The organism is Sphingopyxis sp. GW821-FHT12C06 (assembly GCF_058807415.1).
Genome location: NZ_JBXAQR010000004.1, coordinates 97,421 through 117,238 on the forward strand (window position 1 = coordinate 97,421; position 19,818 = coordinate 117,238).

Annotated in this window: 19 protein-coding genes and 1 pseudogene; 7 read left to right on the forward strand and 13 right to left on the reverse strand. The window is 64.2% G+C overall.

What is annotated here, in order from left to right:
• Positions 1 to 86: 86 nt before the first annotated feature.
• Positions 87 to 1,139, reverse strand: a complete 1,053-nt coding sequence (locus tag AC1RRJ_RS12800; protein ID WP_493123259.1) for a 5-methyltetrahydropteroyltriglutamate--homocysteine methyltransferase — start codon at positions 1,137 to 1,139, stop codon at positions 87 to 89.
• A gap of 86 nt (positions 1,140 to 1,225) precedes the next feature.
• On the opposite strand from AC1RRJ_RS12800, the gene AC1RRJ_RS12805 reads away from it, so the two are divergent.
• A complete protein-coding gene (locus tag AC1RRJ_RS12805) occupies positions 1,226 to 2,791 on the forward strand; it encodes a long-chain-fatty-acid--CoA ligase (protein WP_493123261.1) in 1,566 nt (521 codons plus the stop codon).
• Between the two features lie 153 nt (positions 2,792 to 2,944).
• Here AC1RRJ_RS12805 and AC1RRJ_RS12810 read toward each other — a convergent pair whose 3' ends face one another.
• From AC1RRJ_RS12810 to AC1RRJ_RS12835, 6 genes are all read right to left on the reverse strand, one after another.
• A complete protein-coding gene (locus tag AC1RRJ_RS12810; RefSeq protein WP_493123263.1) occupies positions 2,945 to 3,538 on the reverse strand; it encodes a VOC family protein in 594 nt (197 codons plus the stop codon).
• 18 nt (positions 3,539 to 3,556) lie between these two features.
• Positions 3,557 to 4,174, reverse strand: a complete 618-nt coding sequence (locus AC1RRJ_RS12815) for a glutathione S-transferase family protein (protein ID WP_493123265.1) — start codon at positions 4,172 to 4,174, stop codon at positions 3,557 to 3,559.
• 73 nt (positions 4,175 to 4,247) lie between these two features.
• Positions 4,248 to 4,892, reverse strand: a complete 645-nt coding sequence (locus AC1RRJ_RS12820) for a carboxymuconolactone decarboxylase family protein (RefSeq protein ID WP_493123267.1) — start codon at positions 4,890 to 4,892, stop codon at positions 4,248 to 4,250.
• An 11-nt stretch (positions 4,893 to 4,903) separates the two neighbouring features.
• Positions 4,904 to 5,320, reverse strand: a complete 417-nt coding sequence (locus tag AC1RRJ_RS12825) for a nuclear transport factor 2 family protein (RefSeq protein ID WP_493123269.1) — start codon at positions 5,318 to 5,320, stop codon at positions 4,904 to 4,906.
• Positions 5,317 to 6,612 (reverse strand): spinster family MFS transporter, encoded by a 1,296-nt coding sequence (locus tag AC1RRJ_RS12830; protein WP_493123271.1) that lies wholly within the window; start codon positions 6,610 to 6,612, stop codon positions 5,317 to 5,319. The genes AC1RRJ_RS12825 and AC1RRJ_RS12830 overlap by 4 nt, the downstream gene beginning before the upstream one ends.
• A gap of 202 nt (positions 6,613 to 6,814) precedes the next feature.
• Positions 6,815 to 9,169, reverse strand: coding sequence for a TonB-dependent receptor (locus AC1RRJ_RS12835; protein WP_493123273.1), 2,355 nt, complete (start codon positions 9,167 to 9,169; stop codon positions 6,815 to 6,817).
• 125 nt (positions 9,170 to 9,294) lie between these two features.
• On the opposite strand from AC1RRJ_RS12835, the gene AC1RRJ_RS12840 reads away from it, so the two are divergent.
• Entirely contained in the window at positions 9,295 to 9,798 is a 504-nt protein-coding gene (locus AC1RRJ_RS12840; protein WP_493123275.1) for a DUF3237 domain-containing protein, read from the forward strand.
• Between the two features lies 1 nt (position 9,799).
• Entirely contained in the window at positions 9,800 to 10,525 is a 726-nt protein-coding gene (locus tag AC1RRJ_RS12845) for a glutathione S-transferase N-terminal domain-containing protein (RefSeq protein WP_493123277.1), read from the forward strand.
• A gap of 45 nt (positions 10,526 to 10,570) precedes the next feature.
• On the opposite strand, the gene AC1RRJ_RS12850 is transcribed toward AC1RRJ_RS12845, so the two are convergent.
• Together AC1RRJ_RS12850 and AC1RRJ_RS12855 are read right to left on the reverse strand one after the other, a co-directional pair.
• Positions 10,571 to 11,275: a glutathione S-transferase family protein gene (locus tag AC1RRJ_RS12850; protein ID WP_493123279.1), complete on the reverse strand. Its 705-nt coding sequence runs from the start codon at positions 11,273 to 11,275 to the stop codon at positions 10,571 to 10,573.
• Positions 11,276 to 11,279: 4 nt separating this feature from the next.
• Positions 11,280 to 12,446 carry a CaiB/BaiF CoA transferase family protein gene (locus AC1RRJ_RS12855; protein WP_493123281.1) on the reverse strand — a complete coding sequence of 389 codons (1,167 nt, stop codon included), beginning with the start codon at positions 12,444 to 12,446 and terminating at the stop codon, positions 11,280 to 11,282.
• A gap of 138 nt (positions 12,447 to 12,584) precedes the next feature.
• Here AC1RRJ_RS12855 and AC1RRJ_RS12860 point away from each other — a divergent pair, with 138 nt between their 5' ends.
• Together AC1RRJ_RS12860 and AC1RRJ_RS12865 are read left to right on the forward strand one after the other, a co-directional pair.
• Positions 12,585 to 13,502: a hydroxymethylglutaryl-CoA lyase gene (locus tag AC1RRJ_RS12860; protein ID WP_493123283.1), complete on the forward strand. Its 918-nt coding sequence runs from the start codon at positions 12,585 to 12,587 to the stop codon at positions 13,500 to 13,502.
• A 33-nt stretch (positions 13,503 to 13,535) separates the two neighbouring features.
• On the forward strand, positions 13,536 to 13,817 hold the full coding sequence (locus AC1RRJ_RS12865) for a putative quinol monooxygenase (RefSeq protein ID WP_493124128.1): 282 nt from the start codon (positions 13,536 to 13,538) through the stop codon (positions 13,815 to 13,817).
• An 8-nt stretch (positions 13,818 to 13,825) separates the two neighbouring features.
• On the opposite strand, the gene AC1RRJ_RS12870 is transcribed toward AC1RRJ_RS12865, so the two are convergent.
• Positions 13,826 to 15,223 (reverse strand): spinster family MFS transporter, encoded by a 1,398-nt coding sequence (locus AC1RRJ_RS12870; protein WP_493123285.1) that lies wholly within the window; start codon positions 15,221 to 15,223, stop codon positions 13,826 to 13,828.
• A gap of 188 nt (positions 15,224 to 15,411) precedes the next feature.
• On the opposite strand from AC1RRJ_RS12870, the gene AC1RRJ_RS12875 reads away from it, so the two are divergent.
• Together AC1RRJ_RS12875 and AC1RRJ_RS12880 are read left to right on the forward strand one after the other, a co-directional pair.
• Complete coding sequence (locus AC1RRJ_RS12875) at positions 15,412 to 17,562, forward strand: TonB-dependent receptor (RefSeq protein WP_493123287.1); 2,151 nt, start codon at positions 15,412 to 15,414, stop codon at positions 17,560 to 17,562.
• Positions 17,563 to 17,627: 65 nt separating this feature from the next.
• Positions 17,628 to 18,098 carry a DUF3237 domain-containing protein gene (locus tag AC1RRJ_RS12880; protein ID WP_493123289.1) on the forward strand — a complete coding sequence of 157 codons (471 nt, stop codon included), beginning with the start codon at positions 17,628 to 17,630 and terminating at the stop codon, positions 18,096 to 18,098.
• A gap of 22 nt (positions 18,099 to 18,120) precedes the next feature.
• Here the strand turns inward: AC1RRJ_RS12880 and AC1RRJ_RS12885 are convergent, their stop codons facing one another.
• The 3 genes and pseudogenes from AC1RRJ_RS12885 to AC1RRJ_RS12895 all read right to left on the reverse strand — a co-directional run bounded on the left by AC1RRJ_RS12885 (position 18,121) and on the right by AC1RRJ_RS12895 (position 19,795).
• Positions 18,121 to 19,167, reverse strand: a complete 1,047-nt coding sequence (locus AC1RRJ_RS12885; RefSeq protein ID WP_493124157.1) for an SH3 domain-containing protein — start codon at positions 19,165 to 19,167, stop codon at positions 18,121 to 18,123.
• A gap of 30 nt (positions 19,168 to 19,197) precedes the next feature.
• Positions 19,198 to 19,266 (reverse strand): annotated as a pseudogene (locus AC1RRJ_RS12890) (zinc-ribbon domain-containing protein); the annotation flags it as partial.
• Between the two features lie 202 nt (positions 19,267 to 19,468).
• The gene (locus tag AC1RRJ_RS12895) at positions 19,469 to 19,795 is read right to left on the reverse strand and encodes a hypothetical protein (RefSeq protein ID WP_493123291.1); all 327 of its coding nucleotides are present in this window, start codon (positions 19,793 to 19,795) and stop codon (positions 19,469 to 19,471) included.
• Positions 19,796 to 19,818: the final 23 nt, after the last annotated feature.

Sequence of the window (19,818 nt, forward strand, 5' to 3'; positions counted from 1 at the left end):
TTCTGTCATCCCCGCGAAAGCGGGGGCCCAGAGCGCGCGTCGGCTGATCTGGCCCCTGGGTCCCCGCTTTCGCGGGGATGTCATTGTTACTTCAGCTCCGCGCGCACCATCGCCGCGCCATCGACCATCGCCTTCAGCTTCGCCTGCGAATGTTCGCGGCTGTGGTATTTCATCCCGCAATCGGGCGCGATCCACAGCCGTTCGGCGTCGATATAGCGCAGCGCCTCGCGGATACGGCCCGCGACGACTTCGGGGGTTTCGACCTCGGGGATCGACAGGTCGAGGACGCCGTACATGATCGTCTTGGTCGGCAGTTCGGCGAGGATCGCGGGATCGAGCCCCGGCTGTGCCGCCTCGATCGAGATCACGTCGATCGCCGAGGCTTCGAGTTCGGCGAGGAAGTCATAGGCCTTGGGCTTCGGCTTGGTCGAACCCGCGCCATGATGAACCATCGCATAGCCGAAGCAGATGTGGAGCGCGGTCGTGCCGTCGACGCCGTCGAGCGCGCGGTTGATCGCCTCGATCGCATAATATTCGGCTTCGTCGGCGCGCGCCTGCAAATAGGGTTCGTCGAGCTGGACGACATCGACCCCGGCGGCGAACAAATCCTTCACCTCGGCATTCACCGCGTCGGCATAGTCCATCGCGAGCGATTTTGCGTCGGGATAATAGCCGTTCTCGGCCTGCTGGGTCATCGTGAACGGGCCGGGCAGGGTGAGCTTGACCGGCCTGGTCGAGTGGCGGCGCAGGAAGGCGGCGTCCTGCGCCTCGATCGGCGCGATGCGGCGGATCGGCCCCGACACCAGCGGCACCGGGTTCGACTTGCCGGTGCGGTCGACCGCGCTGCCATGCTTGTCGGGGTCGATCCCCGACAGCGCCGTCGCGAGGCGGTTCGAATAGCTTTCGCGGCGCATTTCGCCGTCGCCGACGATGTCGATGCCCAGCTCTTCCTGATCGCGGATCGCCATCAGGGTCGCGGCTTCCTGCGCATCGGCGAGCCAGGGGGCGGGGACGCGCCACAGCGTCTCGGCACGCACCCGCGGCGGCAGGCTGGCCTTCAACCGTTCGCGGTCGATCAGCCAGTCGGGTTGGGGATAGCTTCCGACGATAGTCGTTGGCAGGATCGGGTGCTTAAACAAGGCTTGTCCTCTCGATTTTTGGGCTGGTCAAACATTTGCTTAGTATTCTATCTAATTCAAGTTGAAAACGAAGCTGGGAGAGCGAAATGATCGATCTGGACGCCATTCGGATGTTGTCGGACATTCCGGCGGCGCAAGCGCGCGCGCGCGGTGACGCGATTGCCGTGAAGTTCGGCGCCCGCGAAACCAGCTTTTCCGCGCTCGATGTGCAGTCGAACCGCGTCGCCCATGCGATGGTCGCGGCGGGCATCGCGCCCGGCGACCGCGTGTCGGTGCTCACCAAGAATCACGACGGCTGGTATCCTTTGTTCTTTGGCACCGCGCTCGCCCGCGCCTGCCTCGCGCCGATCAACAACCGGCTGGCGGCGGGCGAAATCGGCTTCATCCTCGGCGATGCGGCACCCAAGCTCTTGTTCGTCGGCGAAGATTTCTTCGACCTCGCGCTGGCGGCTGTCGCCGATCTGGCCACACCGCCGCGGCTGGTCGCGCTCTATGGCGAGCATCCGGCGTTCGAAGCGTTTGAAGCATGGCTCGGCGATGCCGCCGCGACGCCGCTGGATCAGAGCCCCAGCCTCGAAGACGACGTCCTCCAGCTTTATACCAGCGGCACGACGGGGCGCCCCAAGGGGGTCGTCATCGCCAACCGCAACTATCGCGCCTTCATGGAGATGGCGACCGAGATCGATGGCTTTGGCTATGAAGTCGACGAGACGGTGATGATCATCATGCCGCTGTTCCATGTCGCGGGCACCAACGTTAGTTTCTCGGGACTCGCGCAGGGCGGGCGGCTGGTGCTGGTCAAGGATTTCGCGGCCGACGATGCGATCCGCATGATCGAGGAGGAAAAGGTCGCGCACGCCTTCCTCGCCCCCGCGATGATCCAGATGATGCTGCAGCAACCCGGTGTCGGCGAGCGCAATTATGGCGCGCTGCGCACCATCGCTTACGGGTCGTCGCCGATCGCCGAGGATGTGCTGCGCCGCGCGCGCGCGACCTTTGGCTGCGGTTTCGTACAATTTTACGGCATGACCGAATCGGCGGGCGGGGGGACGTTTTTGTCACCGTCGGCGCATGACTTGCCGGGCAAGCTGACCTCGTGCGGCAAGCCGTGGCCGGGGGTCGATGTCGCGATTCTTGACGCCGAAGGCCAGCCGCTGGCTGATGGTGCGATCGGCGAGATCGCGATCCGCGGCGGCATCGTGATGAAGCAATATTGGCAGCGCGATGCCGCGACTGCCGAAACGGTGGTGGGCGGCTGGCTGCTGACCGGCGATGTCGGCTTTCGCGACGCCGACGGCTATTATTTCGTCCACGACCGGATCAAGGACATGATCGTGTCGGGGGCGGAGAATGTCTATCCGGCCGAGGTCGAAAGCGCGATCATGGGCTGTCCCGGGGTTGCCGATGTCGCGGTGATCGGGATTCCCGACGACCGGTGGGGCGAAGCGGTGAAGGCGCTGATCGTGGCGGCGCCGGGCGAACAACCCGATCCGGCCGAGGTCATCGCGTGGGCGCGGGCGCGGATCGCGGCCTATAAGGTGCCCAAGAGCGTCGAGTTCATCGATGCACTGCCGCGCAACCCGTCGGGGAAGGTGCTGCGGCGCGAACTGCGCGCGCCCTATTGGGAAGGCCGCGACCGCGCGGTGGGGTAGCGGTCCGGAAACGCCAGCGGATATGGATCCCGGATCAAGTCCGGGATGACGAAGAATGACAAGTCGCGCGTAAGCCGGCGGCAGCCAATCCTGCTCAAAAAAAAGGGGCCCGGCGCGTACGCCGGGCCCGAGGAGTGCTCCTGGGGAAAAGACCTATTCGGCGGGGACGGGCGTCCGGCCGGTGATCATGCCTTCGGCCTTGGTGCCGTCGGCGCGGACCGGGTCATGCGCGATGTCGCTTTCGTCAAACACCTTGGTCCATGCCGCGAATTCGAGGCAGACGCCGTCGGGGTCGAAGAAATAGACCGAGCGGACATAGACGTCGTCGTTCATTTCGGCCGACGACTGGGTCGGCGAATTGTCGTGGTTCAGGATCGGGGTGACCTCGACCCCCTTGTCGACCAGCCGCTGGTAATATTCGTCAAATTTGTCGGCGCGGACGTTGATCGCGATATGGTTCATCGACCCGTGCGCCGACATGAAATTGCCGCGCGTCGGCAGGGCTTCGGGCGCCGAGATGCCGGGGACGGCCTCGGGCGCGTTCGGGAACCAGAAAAAGGCGAGGCTGTCGCCATTGCCGATATCGAAGAAGAAATGCTGGCCGCGTCCACCCGGCAGGTCGAGCGTCTTGACCAGCGGCATGCCGAGCGTGTCGCGGTAGAATTCGACCGTCCGCGCCATATCCTTGCACACCAGTGCGAGGTGGTTGACCCCGCAGAATTCGAACTCGCTATTCGTTGCAGCCATGATCCGTCTCCTTCTTGTTCAGTTGGGGTTGGCGCTGGGCCGGCTTTTCATCCGGTCGTACCAGCGCGAAATATGGGTGAGCTCGGGATCGATCGGCTGACCGACGGTCGCCCCGAAATCGAGGAATGCGAACAGCAGGATGTCGGCGAGCGTCAGCCGGTCGCCCGCGATAAAGTCGCGCCCGGCGATCAGCGGGTCGAGCCATTGCAGCCCGTCCTGCGCGATCGCCTTCAGCCCCGGCGCGGCGTCGGGCAGGCAGCGCATCCGTGACGCGAACAGCGGCAGGCCCTCGGCGTAGCGAAAGCCATTGGTCAGCGGCTCGCAAATTTTGAGGTCGACGCGGCGCGTCCACATGCGCGTGTTCGCGCGCTCCTCGGGCGTCGAGCCGATCAGCGATGCTTCGGGATAAAGTTCGTCGAGATATTCGCAGATCGCCAAAATCTCGGTCAGCACCGACCCGTCGTCGAGTTCGAGCGCCGGGGTCTGTCCCGCCGGGTTGACGCTTTGGTTGAAGGGCGCACGCCGATTCTCGCCGCCGCGCAGATCGATTTCGACCTGCGGCAGGGTGATGCCCTTCTCCGCCATGAACATCGTCACGGCGCGGGGGTTAGGGCCGACGCTGGTATAAAGCTTCATGGCCATCCTCTCATTCTCATATCTACCATCTGCGGGCATAACCGTCAATTAGATTGACGGTTATGCCCGGTGCCTATTCCTTCGGCCGCGGGGCGCTCAGGAAGTCGGCGGCGTTGAAGCCTTCGGGCGCCGCGACCTCGACGATCGGGTCTTCGCGCGCATCAAATTCCATCCGCAGCGCGCGGGTCATCACCGCGTGCATGTCGTAGAGGCAGGTGATGTAGGTGAATTCGAAAATCTGCTCGTCGTCCCAGAAGGTCTTGAGCTTTTCGAAGACCTCCAGTGGCACGCGCCCGCCGCCCTGGCTCAGGCAGTCGGCATAGGCGAGGACGGCGCGTTCCTGGTCGTTGTAGCAATCGGCGATGGTCCAATGCGCGATGGCGGCGATTTTTTCTTCGCTGACGCCAAGGCCGCGCAGCGACTTGCAATGCTGCGAGAAAACAAACTGGCTGCCCTTGACCCATCCGGCGCGGGTCTGGCCGAGTTCGCGCAGCACCGGATCGATCTTGCGCGCGGGGTGGCGATAGACGGCAAAGCCGTCGACGGCATGTTTGAAGATGTCGGGGGCGAGTGCGAACACCGTCCACCAGTCGCCGGGCGTGCCGGTCGCGGTGCCGGGTTCGGCGACGGGGCAGCGATCGCCGAACAGGCGATTGTAATAGGCAAGGACGGTTTCGTCGGTGACTTCCGACCGGGGAACCTGGCGCAGGACGGGCATGGGCTTACTCCTCAAACATTCGCAAATTTGCGGAATTCGGCGACGTGCGCCGAATCGAAATATTCGTCGAGACGGGTGATTTTGCCGCCTTCAACCTTGCAGATAATCGCGCAGGGCAGACGGACGAGGCCGTCGTCATGGACGCGCTTGCCCGTCAGAACATGCTGCTGGACGAAGCCGCCGGGAAAGGCGGTCAGCTGGCGCTCGGCATATTTGCGGTCCTTGATCCGCGCGACCATGCCGGTCAGCGTTTGCGCAGTCTGGTCGCGGGTGACGATCGCCTCGTCGGTGTTGTGCCAGATTTCGGCATCGGGGGTGAAGGTCGCGCGCATCGTCTCGATATCGCCCGCCTCGATCGCGTCGAAAAAGCGTGCCGCCATTGCGGCGATCTCGTTTTCGCTGTCCATCATCCTCTCCTCATCGCTCATTCGGCGAAATCCTTATCGAGGTGCCGTGTCATCGCATATTGCGCGATACCGGCGACGATGGCGAAGGGGATGATCGCCATCAACGCCCAGCGCAGGCTTTCGTCGCCATATTCGGGTTTCAGCGCGTCGCTGATCATACCGACGAACAGCGGGCCGAGCCCGAGGCCGACGATGTTGAACATCAGCATCAGTACCGCCGAGGCGGTCGCGCGCGAACGCGGCGCGGTGAGGTTCTGGACCAAAGCCAGCGCGGGGGCGACATAGACGATGCACGCCGCCATCGGGATCAGCATCAGCGCGAGCGACAGCTGCCAGCTGTCGACGAGCAGCGCCGCGATGAAGGTCGGAACGAGCACCGCGGCCGCAATTGCCGGGATCGTGCCATAGGCGCGCGGCGACGTGCGCGCCGCGCGGCTGACCAGCCAGCCGCCGCCCAATATGCCGACGCCGAAGGTGATGCCGGCGGCGGGTGCAAACCAGGTCGACATCGCCGACAGCGGCATGCCCTGAACGCGCATCAGAAAGGCGGGAATCCAGTTGAGCATGCCATAGCTGACGAAGGCGGCCATCCCGCTGCCGATCATCACCATGCGCAGCGAACGGCGCTGCGCGAACATTGCCAGCGTCTGTCCGATCGGAAGCGGGGCATCGTCTTCTGCGCGCTTGTCCATCTGGCCGCGCGCGGGTTCGCGCACCAGCCAGATCAGCAGCGGCGCGACGACGATGCCGACGGCGCCGATCACGAGGAAGGCGCCGCGCCAGCCGATATGTGCCGCCGCCCACGCGCCGAAGGCCGCGCCGACGAAGACGCCGAAGGGGCCGTTGAGCGTGAACAGGCCGATCACCAGCGGGCGCTGTGCCGGCGGATAATAGTCGGCGAGCACCGACAGCGACGGCGCGGTGCCGCCGGCCTCGCCCGCGCCGACGCCAAAGCGCATCGCGGCGAGCTGCCAGAAATTGGAGACCATGCCGCAGGCGGCGGTGAAACCGCTCCACACGATACAGGCGATGCCGATCAGCTTGATGCGGTTCCAGCGGTCGGCGACCATCGCCATGGGAATGCCCATCGCCGCATAGAAGAGCGCGAAGGCGAGGCCGGTGAGCAGCCCGAACTGGGTGTCGCTGAACTGCATGTCGGCGCGGATCGGTTCGACGAGGATCGACAGAAGCTGGCGATCGACGAAGTTGATCGTGCCGACGAGGAAAAGCATGATCAGTGCGACGTTGCGGCGGAGCGCGAGGCTGCTGTGCGACGCGGCGGCGGCTCCATCGGGAACGGTAGCCTCTGTCATAACTCTCCCCAAAATCTGCGATTCTTCTTGTTGGAAAAATACTTAGATATTTAAGCTTATCTGTCAACGCGGTTTACGATTAGCGCGTGGAGGCGACCCGCACCAGGATGTGCGGGCACAGGAAAAGCCCCCCTGTCCGGCAGGACAGAGGGGCCTTTTATGCACAGTTCCAGCGCCGGGGTTTAGGCCCGGCGGCTGCGGATCAGAAGCTGGCGCCGAGCGTCAGGCCGAAGGTCCGCGGCGCGCCATAGAAGCGCTGGGTGAAGAACTGGGCGGTCGGGGTCAGCGCCGACACATAGGTTTTGTTGGTCAGATTTTTGCCCCAGAGCATCGCCCGGAAACGCGCATCTTCGCTTTCCCAGCCGATCGAGCCGTCGACGAGGATGAAATCCCCGCTCTGTCCCGCCGGGTCATTGGCAAGGGTCTGCTGGTAGAGGCTGCGGTACGCCATTGCCGCGCGGAGCGAGACATTGCCGGCGGTGCCGAGCGGAACCGTATAGTCGGCCGACAACTGGGTCTGCCATTTCGGTGCGCGCACCAGCTTCAGATCGGTGTGATCGACATCGACCAGATAGGTGCCGTTCGGAAGCGCGGTGACTTTGCCGCAGGTCGATGTCGGCGGCGTCGGCGAAGCCGAAGGGCCGTCAATGTCGGCGCAGAAATCGGTATATTTGCTATCGAGATAGCCGACATTGGCCGACAGGCGGAAATTCTGCGTCGGTTTCAATGTCGCTTCGACTTCGATCCCCTTGGTCGTTGCTGCGCCGATGTTGAGCGCCGCGGTTTCCTGCCCCGATGCGACATTGGGGTTGGGGAAGAAGACGCCGAATTCCAGCTGCTTGAACTTGGTTACAAAGCCCGTGACGTTGAGGCGCAGCAGATTGTCGAAGAAATCGCCCTTGAAGCCGGCCTCGAACAATTCCGAAGTATTGTCATCGGTCGGACCCGCGGTCGTCGTCGTCGCGGCGCGGGCGCCGAAGCCGCCGCCCTTATAGCCCTGGCTGTAACCGCCATAGACCATGAGATCGTCGCTCAGGCGATAGTCGATCCCGGCCTTGAACGTCATGCGGTCGCGCTTGTAGCCGAGCTTGAAAGCCTTGCCCGCCGCGAGGTTGGTGTTGGCGATCGCTTCCATTTCGTCGAGCGATTTGACCACCGAACGCGACGTGAAATAGGCGGGCGACAGCAGGGTTCCGGTCGGATCGCGGAAATAATCCTTCGACTCCCAGCTCTGGCGGACGCCGAAGGTGATGTTCAGGCGGTCGGTGACGCCATAGATGGCCTGCCCGAACAGCGCCTTGGCGGTATTGTCCTGCGCCACGAAATCCTGGCTGCCGAATTTCAGCGCCGGCGCGAGCAGGATAGGAAGCGTCGGGAAGGCCTGAGCCAGCTCAAAGCTCTGCTTCAGATAATAGCCGCCAAAAACCAGATTGAGGCGCGCCAGGGCGTCGTCGCGGTCCGAAAAATCGGACTGCAGACGCAATTCCTGACTGAATTGGCGGTGCGACTGAACGCGGAAGGTCGGGAAGAAAAAGACTTCCGACTGGTCATAGTCGCTGTCGTTGAAATCGTCGGTTTCGATATAGCCGGTCACCGACTTGAGCTGCACCGCGCCAAGGTCGAGCCCGATATTGCTGGTCAAGGCCAGCTGGTCGGTATCGTGGTTGGTCGGGAAATCGCGGCCGATCGTGAAGGCGCCATCGTTGGGCTCTTCGAAGCGGAAGATCTGCCACAGCAGCTGGTTGCGGTTGGGCGCCGAGTCGCCGCCGGGTGCGCTCGACCGGTCGCGAACGAGAAAGGCCTTCAGGTTGATGTCGAGATTGTCGGTGGGGGTGAAGACCACGGTACCACGCAGCGTCAGCCGGTCCTGTCCGCCAACCCGCTTGCCGTTCAGGCGGTTGGTATAGAAACCGTCATAGGTTTCCTTGTTGAGCACCAGCCGGGCCGCCAGCACGTCACGGATGATCGGCATGTTGACCGCCGCGCGTGCGTCCATGCGGCCGTAATTGCCGACGGTGACTTCGGCCTGTACGCCCCAGTCCTTGCCGGGATTCTTGGTGTAGGCGGCGATGCCGCCCGCGAGCGAGTTCTTGCCGAACGACGTGCCCTGCGGTCCGCGCAGCACTTCGATCCGGTCGAGGTCGAAGGTGTCGAGCATCGTCGCCACCGGACGCGTGACATAGACGCCGTCGATCGAGATGCCGACCGGGCTTTCCTCGGTCGATTCGATGCCTTGCGCGCCCAGGCCGCGAATGAAGATGGCGGCAGAGTTGGAGAAGGTTGCGACCGGCTGGATGCTGACGTTCGGGGTCGAGGGGGCAAGGTCGGTGATATCGCGCGCCGCAATCTTGGTCAGCGCCTGCTCGCCAAAGGCCGAGATGGCCTGCGGAACATCCTGCAGCGATTCATTTTTGAAACGCGCGGTGACGATGATGTCGTTCGTGTCGTTGGCGGCGGTATCGGCCGGCGCGTCGCTCTGCGCCATCGCTGGTGCGGCACCTGCCATCATCGCGGCACAAGCCACGCCGGACAGCAGAATCTGGTCAAGAAGCTTCATATACACCCTCCCAATGGTCCATCGTCGACGGTGCCGCGCCCATGCGCTGATCCGTCAATCTGATTGACCCTTAGTATACTAATGGTTTTAAGCTTGTCCATAGTTTTGCAAGGAGGATTCGCATCATGACCCAGACCGATCAGCAACCCGCCGCCGCGGCACTCGCCAGCGAATATCTGTGCACCGCCGAGTTTGAAGTGGGCGGCGGAATCATCGGTATCGGGGCGACGCCGTTCGGTGATCAGCGCATGGGCTATATCAGCGGCGGGCGTTTCTTTGGTCCGAAAATCAATGGCATCATCTTGCCGGGCGGCGGCAACTGGTCGCGCTCGGGGCGCCTCGGTGATGCGTCGGTCGGGACCTTCGACGCGCGGGCGGTCTGGCAGACCGACGATGGCGAGCTCATCTATCTGACCTATAGCGGTCGTAATATGATCCCCGACGACGTTCGCGCCGAATTCGTCGATCCGGCGCAGCCCCATGTCGATCCGGCGCGCTATTATCTGCGAATCGCCCCGGTGTTCGAAACCGCGAGCGAGAAATATGGCTGGCTCAACGGCGTGCTGGCGGTCGGCGTCGGCGAACGGACGGGCTTCGGCGTCCGCCATTCCATCCACGCGATCCTTTGAGATGATCGACCTTCATTATTCGGCGACCCCGAACGGCCAGAAGATTGCCATCATGCTGGAGGAGATTGGCGCGCCCTATCGCGTCATTCCTTATGACATCTTCAATGGCGACCAGCTGACCGCCGAATTCGGACAGATCAACCCGAACCGCAAGCTGCCCGCGATCGTCGACCATGCTCCGGCGGGGGGCGGCGATCCGGTGACCGTGTTCGAATCGGGCGCGATCCTGCAGTATCTGGCCGAGAAGAGCGGGTGTTTCCTCGCCCCCTCGGGCGCGGCGCGTGCGGCGACCTTGTCGTGGCTGACCTGGCAGGTCGCGGGACTGGGGCCGATGGGCGGGCAGGCGAGCCACTTCCTGCGCTACGCCCCGGCGGGACAGGATTATGCGGTCCAGCGCTACACGCGCGAAGTGAAGCGGCTGCAGGATGTGCTCGAAAAGCGGCTGGAGAAAAGCGCCTATGTCGGGGGTGACGACTATAGCATCGCCGACATGGCGATCTGGCCCGGCCGCGCTTCGGCCTTTGTGATGGGCATGGGGCTGGACGACCATCCCGCGACGCACCGCTGGTTCGAGAGCATTCGCGAACGGCCGGCCGTCGTCCGCGCCATGGGCCGCGCGGATCTGGCTGCGCCCGCCAAATATATCGGCCGTCATCAGAAGCTCGACGAGGCCGAGTGGTCGAACATGTTCGGAGACGCCAATCATGCCGCGGTGCGGGGTGACTGAGCCCGAGAAGAGCATCATCCCGGCGCAGGCCGGGATGACTGGCCCTTACCGTGCGACGTGCTGGCGGTCGCCCCACAGGATCGCGCGATGCTCGTCGGTGAAGCCGGTGAGCCCGCCCGCGATCGTTTCGGCGCGCGCGACGCCGAACTTCATTCCTTCGGCAACCGCGGGGCGTGCGAACATCGCCGCGGCCCAGCGTTCGACGTTCGGGAAGCGTCCCGCTTTCTCGGCAAGCTGGCGCGGCAGATAGGGCAGCATCGCCATGTCTGCGATGCTGTAATCGTCACCCGCGAGCCACCCGGCTTCGCCAAGGCGCTTGTCGAGCACCATCATCAACCGGTCGACCTCGCGGCTATAGCGCGCGATCGCATATTCGTGCCGGTCCTTGGCATAATGGGTGAAATGCACCTCCTGCCCGAACATCGGGCCGACCCCTGACACCTGAAACATCAGCCATTGCCAGCAGGTCGCGCGCAGCGCCGGGTCGGCGGGCAGGAAGCGCCCGGTCTTTTCGGCGAGATAGAGCAGGATCGCGCCCGTCTCCCACAAGACAAAGCCCGGGCCATGCGGGCCTTCGTCGTCGACGATCACCGGGGTTTTGTTGTTGGGATTGAGCGCGAGAAATTCGGGGGTCAGCTGGTCGCCGGCAAGAATGTCGATCGGTTCGACCTGCCACGCGAGATCCATTTCGAGCAGTGCGATCGCGATCTTGCGCGAATTGGGGGTCGGTCCGCCATAGAGGGTGATCATATATTTATCCTTCGCGGCCGAGCCAGCGTTTCAGAACATCGGGGCCATCCTGCCCGATGGTGAGCGGGGCCGGGCGGCGGACGCTGCTGGGGGTCGCGGACAGCTTGGGGAAGACCCCCTGCATCCGGATTTCGCCCAGCTCTTCATCCGCGACCGTCACCAGCGCCTCGCGCGCCGCGAAATGCGGGTCGGCCAGCATATCCTCGGCATCGAAGATGCGCCCCGCGGGGACGCCCGCCGCGATCATCTTTGCTTCGAGTTCAGCGATCGTCAGTGTCGCAGTCCACTCCGAAATCAGCGCGTCGAGTTCCTCCTGTCGCGCCCCGCGCGCAAGATGGGTGGCATAGCGTTCGTCGGCCGCGAGTCCGGGCTGCCCCATCGCTTCGGCGAGGCGCGCGAAGACGCCGTCCTGATTGGCGCCGATCAGATATTCGCCGTCGCGGCATGGATAGACGTTCGACGGTGCGATCGCGGGCAGGGTTGATCCGGTGCGGCGGCGCTTGGTGCCGCTCGCCGAATAGTCGGACACGGTCGATTCCATCACCTGCAGCACCGCTTCATAGAGCGCCGAATCGACGACCTGGCCTTCGCCGGTCTTGCTGCGGTGGTGGAGCGCGGCGAGCGCCCCCATGCAGCCGTAAGTCGCGGCGAGCGTGTCGCCGATCGACACCCCCATGCGCGCGGGAGGAAGGTCGGGATAGCCGACGATGCCGCGCCAGCCGCCCATTGCTTCGCCGATCCCGCCGAAGCCGGCGCGCGACGAATAGGGGCCGGTCTGGCCATAGCCCGAGACGCGCACGACGATCAGTCCGGGGTTGGTCTTGCGCAGCTCGGCAGGGTCGAGGTTCCATTTCTCGAGCGTCCCGGGGCGGAAATTCTCGATGAGAATATCGGCCTTGGCGATCAGCTCGCGCGCCAGTTGCTGGCCTTCCTCCGAGCGCAGGTCGACCGCGACCGAATATTTGTTGCGCGCGATGACGCGCCACCAGCTCGGTGTGTCGCCTTGGCCCCAATGGCGCATCGGGTCGCCGGTTTCGGGCGGCTCGAGCTTGACGATCTCGGCCCCCATGTCGCCGAGCAATTGCCCGCAAAAGGGGCCCGCAATCAGCTGCCCCATCTCGACCACGCGGATGCCCTCCAGCGCTCCCCCGCTGCCATGTTTCTCTGTCATGTCGCTCCCTTCGGGCGGTAATATGGCGTATCGGCTTATCCGCATCGACAAGACTTGTCGCCGCCCATGGCGATGATATACTTAGTATGCTATGTAATTTGCAACCGGCTAAATCAGGCACGAAAGCGGACAGGCGCGATGGCGACAGGAACAGGCGTGGAAATGGTCGAGGTCGGCCCGCGCGACGGGCTGCAGAATGAGGCGGCGATCGTCTCGACCGCCGACAAGGTCGAACTCGTCGCCCGTGCGATTGCTTATGGTGCGCGGCGGATCGAGGTGACGAGCTTCGTCAACCCGCGCCGCGTCCCGCAACTCGCCGATGCCGAAGAGCTGGTGGCGATGCTGCCTGACCGCGATGATGTTACCTACATTGGCCTTGTGCTCAACCGCCGCGGTGCCGAGCGCGCGCTGGCGACCGGGCGGATCGACGAGTTGGGCGCGGTGTGCGTGACGAGCGACACCTTCGGGATCAACAATCAGCGCCAGACATCCGACGAATCGCTGACTGCGGCGATGGAGATTGTTGCGCTGGCGAAGGCCGCGGGGCGCAGCGGCCAGATCACGATCGCGACCGCGTTTGGCTGTCCGTTCGAAGGCGAGGTCGCGATCGACCGCGTCGTCGAAATGGCCAAGCGCGCCGCCGAAGCGGACCCCCGCGAGATCGCGCTCGCCGATACGATCGGCGTCGGGGTGCCGTCGCAGGTCAGCGAGATGGTCGGCCGCGTCCGCGAAGCGGTCGGCGGCCTCCCGGTGCGCGTGCATTTCCACAACACGCGCGGCAGCGGCCTCGCGAATGTCTGGGCGGCGGTCGCCGAGGGCGCCGCGACGGTCGATGCGTCGCTCGGCGGGCTTGGCGGCTGTCCCTTTGCGCCGGGGGCGGCGGGCAATGTGGCGACCGAGGACGTCGTCTATATGCTCGAACGCGGCGGCATCGCGACCGGGCTTGTCCTGCCCGCGATCGTCGATGCGGCGGGCTGGTTCGCCGGTGTGATGGGTCGCCCGCTGCCCGCGATGGTCAGCAAGGCGCCGGCCTTCCCGCCCGTCCCCAAAAGCTGAAAACACAAGCAGAGGAGAGAGAATTTGATCGCAGTGATTGCCAGGCTGACCGCCAAACCGGGGCATGAAGAAGAATTGGGCGCCGCGCTGACCGATGGCGCCGCCAAGGTGCTCGCGGGGGAACCGGGGTGCCTGCTCTATCGCGTCGCGCGCTCGCGCACCGAGGCGGGCGTCTACAAGCTCATGGAAGTTTATGAATCGCAGGCGGCGCTCGACGCCCACCCGAGCACCCCGCATTTCGCCGAGATCCGCACCGCGCTCGCCGCGCATCTCGGCGCCGCGCCCGAAGTCGAATTTCTCGACGCGCTGAACTGATCCGCGCGTCAGGCCGGGGCGGCTTCCGCCTCGGCCGACATGCGCGCGAGGTCGCGCGCGAACCCTTTGAAGCCCCATGTCAGGATCACCGCAGCGACCGGCAGCGCGATGCCGGCGACGGTCGCGATCGAATAGCGCAGCATCGCATCATCCTCGAACAGATAGTCGGTGAGCAGGGCGATCAGCATCGGCCCGAAGCCAAGCCCGATCAGATTGACGACGAAGAAATAGAGTGCGGTCATCCGCGCGCGATATTCATTCGGCGTGATGAGTTGCAGCGCGACGCCGCCGACGCCGTGCATCGTCATGCACGGATAGGCGAGCGCGAGCATGCCGAAGGCGAGCGTCGAATCGGGCATCAATGCAGCGGCGATCAGCGGTGGACCACCGAGCAGGATCGACAGCCGCATGACGCGCAGATGCGCATCGGCGACGCCCCGCGCATAGAGCCGGTCGGCGAGCGCGCCGCCGGCGAGCAGCCCGATCGTACCGCCGATCGCCATGATGATCCCGAACCACAGCCCTGCATCGCCGACGCTCATGCCATAGGTGCGCGCGAAGAAGGTCGGGATCCACGCGATCGCGCCGTACATAACGAGCCCGATCAGCGACATGCCGGCGAACAGCGCACCGAGCGCCACGCGTTGCTCGCGAAGATGCGCGAGGAGGCCGGGCGCCGGTGTGTTCGATGCGTTCGCCACGGGTGCGAGGACACGGCGTCCGCGGCGAAGCGGTTCGCGCACGGTGAACATCAGCAGCGCGATCAACAGCCCCGGCGCGGCGACCCAGACGAAGATCAGCCGCCACGCGTCCATCGCGCCGAAGAAGGGTACATCGACCATCGGCGCCGCGAGCACCGCCTGGACGACGAACGAGCCGAGGATGAGCGCGATGCCCGCCCCCAAGGGTACTCCGATCGAATAGACCGCCATGGCGCGCGCCAGCTTGTCGCGCGGGAAATAGTCGCTGAGCATCGAATAGGCCGCGGGCGACAGCGTCGCCTCGCCGACCCCGACCCCCATGCGCGCCGCGAACAGCGTCGCATAGCTTCCCGCAAAGCCGCAGCCCGCGGTCATGAAACTCCACACCGCAATCCCGACGAGGATCAGGTTGCGGCGGTTGTAGCGATCGGCGATCCACGCGAGTGGCAGGCCGAGCAAGGTATAGAAAAGCGCGAAGGCGAGGCCGATCAGCAGGCTGACCTGTGTGTCCGAAATATCGAGCGCGGCGCGGATCGGTGCGACGAGCAGGCTCAGGATCATCCGGTCGATGAACGACAGCGTGTAAGCGAGCAAAAGGACAGCGACGACATACCAGCTATACGCCGGGCGCGGCCAGGGCGGGCTGGCCGCTGGCGGGTTTTCGATGGACTCGAGGGGCCCGCTGCCCGCGCTTTGCGCTGCCATAACTCTCCCATTCTTCCTTTTGGCGACCGCCTCTTGCAAGGCGGATAATGCTGCTATATAGCAGCTATATGCTTAGTTAGCTAAGCAATAAAGGCGCCGACAGTCAAGCATGATCGGGCGCGCGCTTCGGCGACACATAAGGGAGAGAGCAAATGTCCGAACAGAGGTGGAATCCGTCTGCATGGCTGATGACAGGCGTGGCCCTGCTTGCGATGCCGGGCGTCGCCGCGGCGCAGGAAGCGGCCGACGACAGCAGCGGCGATATCATCGTCACCGCGCAGCGCCAGGAACAGAAACTGCAGGACGTACCCGTATCGGTCACCGCCTTCAGTTCGGACCAGCTTCGCGCCGGCAATATCGAAACAGTCGCCGATATCGCGACCCGTACCCCGGGGCTCAGCGTCAGCGCGGTCGATCCGATCAACACCAATTTCGCGATGCGCGGCATCGGTAGCCCCCCGGGGATCAGCCAGAATGCCGGCGGCGATCCGTCGGTCGTCGTCTTCGTCGACGGCGTTTATGCCGGACGCGGCGGCACCCCCGACCTCGACGCACTCGACCTCGAACGCGTCGAAGTGCTGCGCGGACCGCAGGGCACCTTGTTCGGCAAAAATGCGATCGGCGGGCTCGTTCAATTCATCAGCCGCAAACCGTCGGCCGACAACAGCTTCTATTTCGAGGGCACCTACGGCAATTATGACAAGGTCGGGGTTGTCGCGCGCGGCAATATGGCGCTGACCGACAAATTGTTTCTGTCGGCGGGCATCTCGCACAAGCAGCGCAGTGGCTACGAGTTTAACGAGACAACCGGTCATGACGTCAACGACCAGAATCTGACCACGGGGCGGCTTGCGCTGCGCTTCCAGCCCAGCGACACGCTCGACATCATCCTGCGCGCCGATATTTCGCATCAGGACCAGCGTGGCAATCCGCGTCACAACAATTGCGACACCGGCTTTCAGGGCGGCATCCACTGCGTCGGGATCAATCCCGATCCGCGCGTAGTGAATGCCTATACCGACGGGTTTATCAAACGGACGATCGAGGCCTATTCGGCCGAAGTGAACCTCGACCTGCCGTTTGGCACGCTCACCTCGCTGACGGCACTGCGCAAGGTCGATTTCAAATTCGAAACCCCCTTCTTCAGCAACCCGGTCAACCCGCCGGCGCAGATCGAATCGACCGATTTCGGTGAGGAAGACAATAGCCAGTTCAGCCAGGAGCTGCGCCTCGCGTTCGAGGCGTTCGACGGCCGCCTCAACGGTCAGACGGGCGTCTATTACCTCAAGGAAAACAACGACCGCGTGCAGGGGCAGATCCAGCAATTCCCGACCCCCGCAGGCTCGGGCATCGGCCTCTATCCGCAATCGGTCAACGCGCGCAGCGTCGCGGTGTTTGGCCAACTCGATTACGAGATCGTGCCGTCGCTCACCGCAACGGTCGGCGCACGCATGACGTGGGAACGCAAGAGCGGACGCTTCGCGGGCTTCAAGATCGACGACGGTCCGGGCCTCCCGCCGCCGCTCGGCTCGATCGCGGGTTATGACGTGACAGGCGCCAAAAGCTGGAAGGCCTTTACCCCGCGCGCGGCGCTGAACTGGAAGGCGAGCGAGGATATCCTCGTCTATGCCTCGGTTGCTCGCGGCTACAAAAGCGGCGGATTTCAGGGGCTGTCGGGAACTGCGAAGGGCGCATCGACCCCCTATGATCCCGAATTCGCCTGGGGCTATGAAGTCGGGGCCAAGACCGACTGGTTCGATCGTAAATTGCGGCTGAACGTTGCGGCGTTCCAGACCGATTATTCGGACCTCCAGATTTCGCAGCTCGTCCCGCTGTGCTGCGTCGTCGTGAGCAATGCGGCGAAGGCGCGGATTCGTGGCGCCGAGGTCGAGTTTGTCGTGCGGCCGACTCAGGGACTGCAGATTGACGGCAGCTACGCGTATCTCGACGCCAAGTTCACCGAATATTCGATCCCGGGGCAGGCCTATACGGGTAACCGTCTCCCGCGCTCGCCGAAGAACAAGTTCAACATCGGCGGACAATATGAAGCGCCGATCGGCGACCTGACGGCGAAGCTCAGGGTCGATTACAGCTGGGTCGACGACGCCTATTTCGAAGCGTCGAACATTCCGCAGCAATTGTGGCCGAGCCACGACAATGTCGACGCGCGGCTGTCGATCGCGGGTCCCGGCGAGGAATGGGAATTGTCGCTGTGGGGCAAGAATCTGACCAATGAGCTGGTGCCGACTTACGTCACCTACTTCGGGCCATTCCGGCAGATTCTGACCCCCTACGCCCCGCCGCGGACTTACGGCATGACGCTGGCGTTCAAGATCTGACAGGGCGCGCGGCGGGGAGTCCCTGCCCCGCCGCGCTTCGCCTTCGATTGACAAAAGGAAGAGTGATGCAGCAGCCTGATTTTCGCTATCTTTGTTCCTACCGCGCCAGCTTCACCGAGCCGCAGCAACAGATCGGCAAGGCGCATTTCGGCCGCCGGATGATCGCTGCGCTGACCGGCGGCGAGCTCGAGGGTGAGCGGCTGCGCGGCCGGGTGATGCCCAGCGGCGGCGATTGGGCGACGATCGACGACAACGACACGTTGCGCCTCGACGCGCGGATCACCTTCGAAACCCATGACGGCGCGCTGATCTATGTCTCCTATCGCGGCGTGCTGCGCCCGCTGTCGGTCGCGCACAAACATGCGCGCGCCGGCGGCCCTCAGACCGATGCGGACAAGGCCGAAATCTATTTCCGCACGACGCCGATGTTCGAGACCGGCGATGAACGCTATGCGTGGCTCAACGACATCGTTGCGGTCGGGCTGGGCGCCAGCGTCGGTGGCGCGGTGCGCTACGACGTGTTTGAGCTTTTATAGCCACGCGCCCGGCCCGCGCCGGTCAGACGCCGCAGATCAGTTCGCTCTGCCCGCGCGCCCGCGAAGCGGGATCGGTCGGCTGCAGTGACGAGACAGGGGCGACATCGTCGGGCACCGCGAAATTGCCGTCCTTGTCGATTTCGAAACCGAGCTTGCGGAACACCGTCTGCGCCTTGCCCGCCGGGTCGGCAAAGGCGACGCCGTGCCACTCGTAACCGACGATGACATTGGTGACGCGCAGGCCCTGAAACACCTTGTCGACCGGAAAGATATATTCCTCGGCGTCGTCGTCATTGCCCTTTGCCAGGCGCGCGTTCCCCGCTTTCTCGAAATAGGGCGTGAGTTCGGGGCCGAATTCGCAATCGCGAAAATCGAACTTGATCAGCGAATTGGCGACGGCGCCCTTCGCCGGTGAGGGATCGGTCGCGCAGGCGCCGGATGCGGGCGTATAGCCGACCCCGCCGCCCGGCAGCCCCCATTCGGTGAAACCATCGGCGGTCGCGCCGATCAGCCGGACCTTCGCGCCCGGCGCGAGCGCGATCTTGACCGCCGCTCCGGATGCTGCGGTTTCGAGGACCGGGCATCGCGCGGTGGTGACGCGATCGCTGCCATCGAGCGTCGCGAGCGAGGACGGTGCGCTCTTGGACAAATTCACAAGGCTGACATATTGCCCCGTCGTGTCGATCTTCACCCACTGCTTGCCGCGCTCGTCGCCGACGAGAGTACCGGTGATCTTCTCGCCGCGCTTCAAGGATCCGACGATTTTGGAACCCTCGACCGTCGGCCGGTCGCGCAAATTGGCGTCGGCGACGGCAAAATAGTCGAATTTCTCCTGAGCGGTTTCGCCCGGCCCGGCATTCTGTCCGGTCGTCGTTTCGACTTCCCCGCCCGAGCTTGACAGGCCAAGCCAGATTCCGCCGCCGATCGCCACGGCGAGCAGCGCGGCGCCGCCCAGCAGTACGACATTGTTGCGGGGCGCCGGCGCGGCGCTTTCCACGTCGACGACATCATGGACCACCGCGGCCGGCGCAACGGGTGCCGGCGGCGCGATTTCCGTCGCTGGCTGCACAGCTTCTCCGGCCAGCGCCTGCACGGCAGTTCCGCACGCCGGACAGAAGCGTACGCCTTGCGAAAGCGCGGATCCGCACTCGGAGCAAAATTTCGACATGTCCTAATCTCTATCCTTCGAATTTGAATGCCACCCTCGCGCGGCTGATAGCGGCGATGCGGTGATAAATATGTGACTCATCGCACTGGGTATTCTTCGTGCAATATCAATGACAGGCTGCGTCATGCAACGGTCCGCGCCGATACAGGATCGCGGGTTTCATGCAAGCGGTGGGGCTGGCGGCGCCCCTTGGGGGGCGGGCCTATTGCGTCGACGAGCCGCGCTGAACCTGCGCGCGCTCCAGTTCACCGCGCGTGACACGGTTTGCCTCGGCCCACTCGCTCCGCGTCATGCATCGGCGCTTTGTCTCGAGCCGGCTGCCCAGCACCTGCTCCTTACGGCAGATGATCTCATTCGGATCGCGAAGCTTGGGTTTTCCATCTCTCGCCGATGTGGATGTTGCGGGCTTCGCTGGCGCGGGAGCGGTCGACGGGTCTGCCGCACTGACGGCGAAAGATGCTGTCAGCGTGCAGCCGAGCAATGTGGCCAGCGAGATGAAGCGTCCATGGAGCATGAGGGGCCTTTCCATGCGATTGATCCGCCATATTTATG

Coding starts and splice junctions, on each gene's coding strand:
- AC1RRJ_RS12895 (WP_493123291.1), bottom strand. CDS start 19,795: ATGGAAAGGCCCCTCATGCTCCATGGACGCTTCATCTCGCTGGCCACA.
- AC1RRJ_RS12855 (WP_493123281.1), bottom strand. CDS start 12,446: ATGACAGAGAAACATGGCAGCGGGGGAGCGCTGGAGGGCATCCGCGTG.
- AC1RRJ_RS12835 (WP_493123273.1), bottom strand. CDS start 9,169: ATGAAGCTTCTTGACCAGATTCTGCTGTCCGGCGTGGCTTGTGCCGCG.
- AC1RRJ_RS12815 (WP_493123265.1), bottom strand. CDS start 4,174: ATGAAGCTTTATACCAGCGTCGGCCCTAACCCCCGCGCCGTGACGATG.
- AC1RRJ_RS12805 (WP_493123261.1), top strand. CDS start 1,226: ATGATCGATCTGGACGCCATTCGGATGTTGTCGGACATTCCGGCGGCG.
- AC1RRJ_RS12840 (WP_493123275.1), top strand. CDS start 9,295: ATGACCCAGACCGATCAGCAACCCGCCGCCGCGGCACTCGCCAGCGAA.
- AC1RRJ_RS12850 (WP_493123279.1), bottom strand. CDS start 11,275: ATGATCACCCTCTATGGCGGACCGACCCCCAATTCGCGCAAGATCGCG.
- AC1RRJ_RS12820 (WP_493123267.1), bottom strand. CDS start 4,892: ATGCCCGTCCTGCGCCAGGTTCCCCGGTCGGAAGTCACCGACGAAACC.
- AC1RRJ_RS12870 (WP_493123285.1), bottom strand. CDS start 15,223: ATGGCAGCGCAAAGCGCGGGCAGCGGGCCCCTCGAGTCCATCGAAAAC.
- AC1RRJ_RS12875 (WP_493123287.1), top strand. CDS start 15,412: ATGACAGGCGTGGCCCTGCTTGCGATGCCGGGCGTCGCCGCGGCGCAG.
- AC1RRJ_RS12880 (WP_493123289.1), top strand. CDS start 17,628: ATGCAGCAGCCTGATTTTCGCTATCTTTGTTCCTACCGCGCCAGCTTC.
- AC1RRJ_RS12830 (WP_493123271.1), bottom strand. CDS start 6,612: ATGACAGAGGCTACCGTTCCCGATGGAGCCGCCGCCGCGTCGCACAGC.
- AC1RRJ_RS12810 (WP_493123263.1), bottom strand. CDS start 3,538: ATGGCTGCAACGAATAGCGAGTTCGAATTCTGCGGGGTCAACCACCTC.
- AC1RRJ_RS12825 (WP_493123269.1), bottom strand. CDS start 5,320: ATGAGCGATGAGGAGAGGATGATGGACAGCGAAAACGAGATCGCCGCA.
- AC1RRJ_RS12845 (WP_493123277.1), top strand. CDS start 9,800: ATGATCGACCTTCATTATTCGGCGACCCCGAACGGCCAGAAGATTGCC.
- AC1RRJ_RS12860 (WP_493123283.1), top strand. CDS start 12,585: ATGGCGACAGGAACAGGCGTGGAAATGGTCGAGGTCGGCCCGCGCGAC.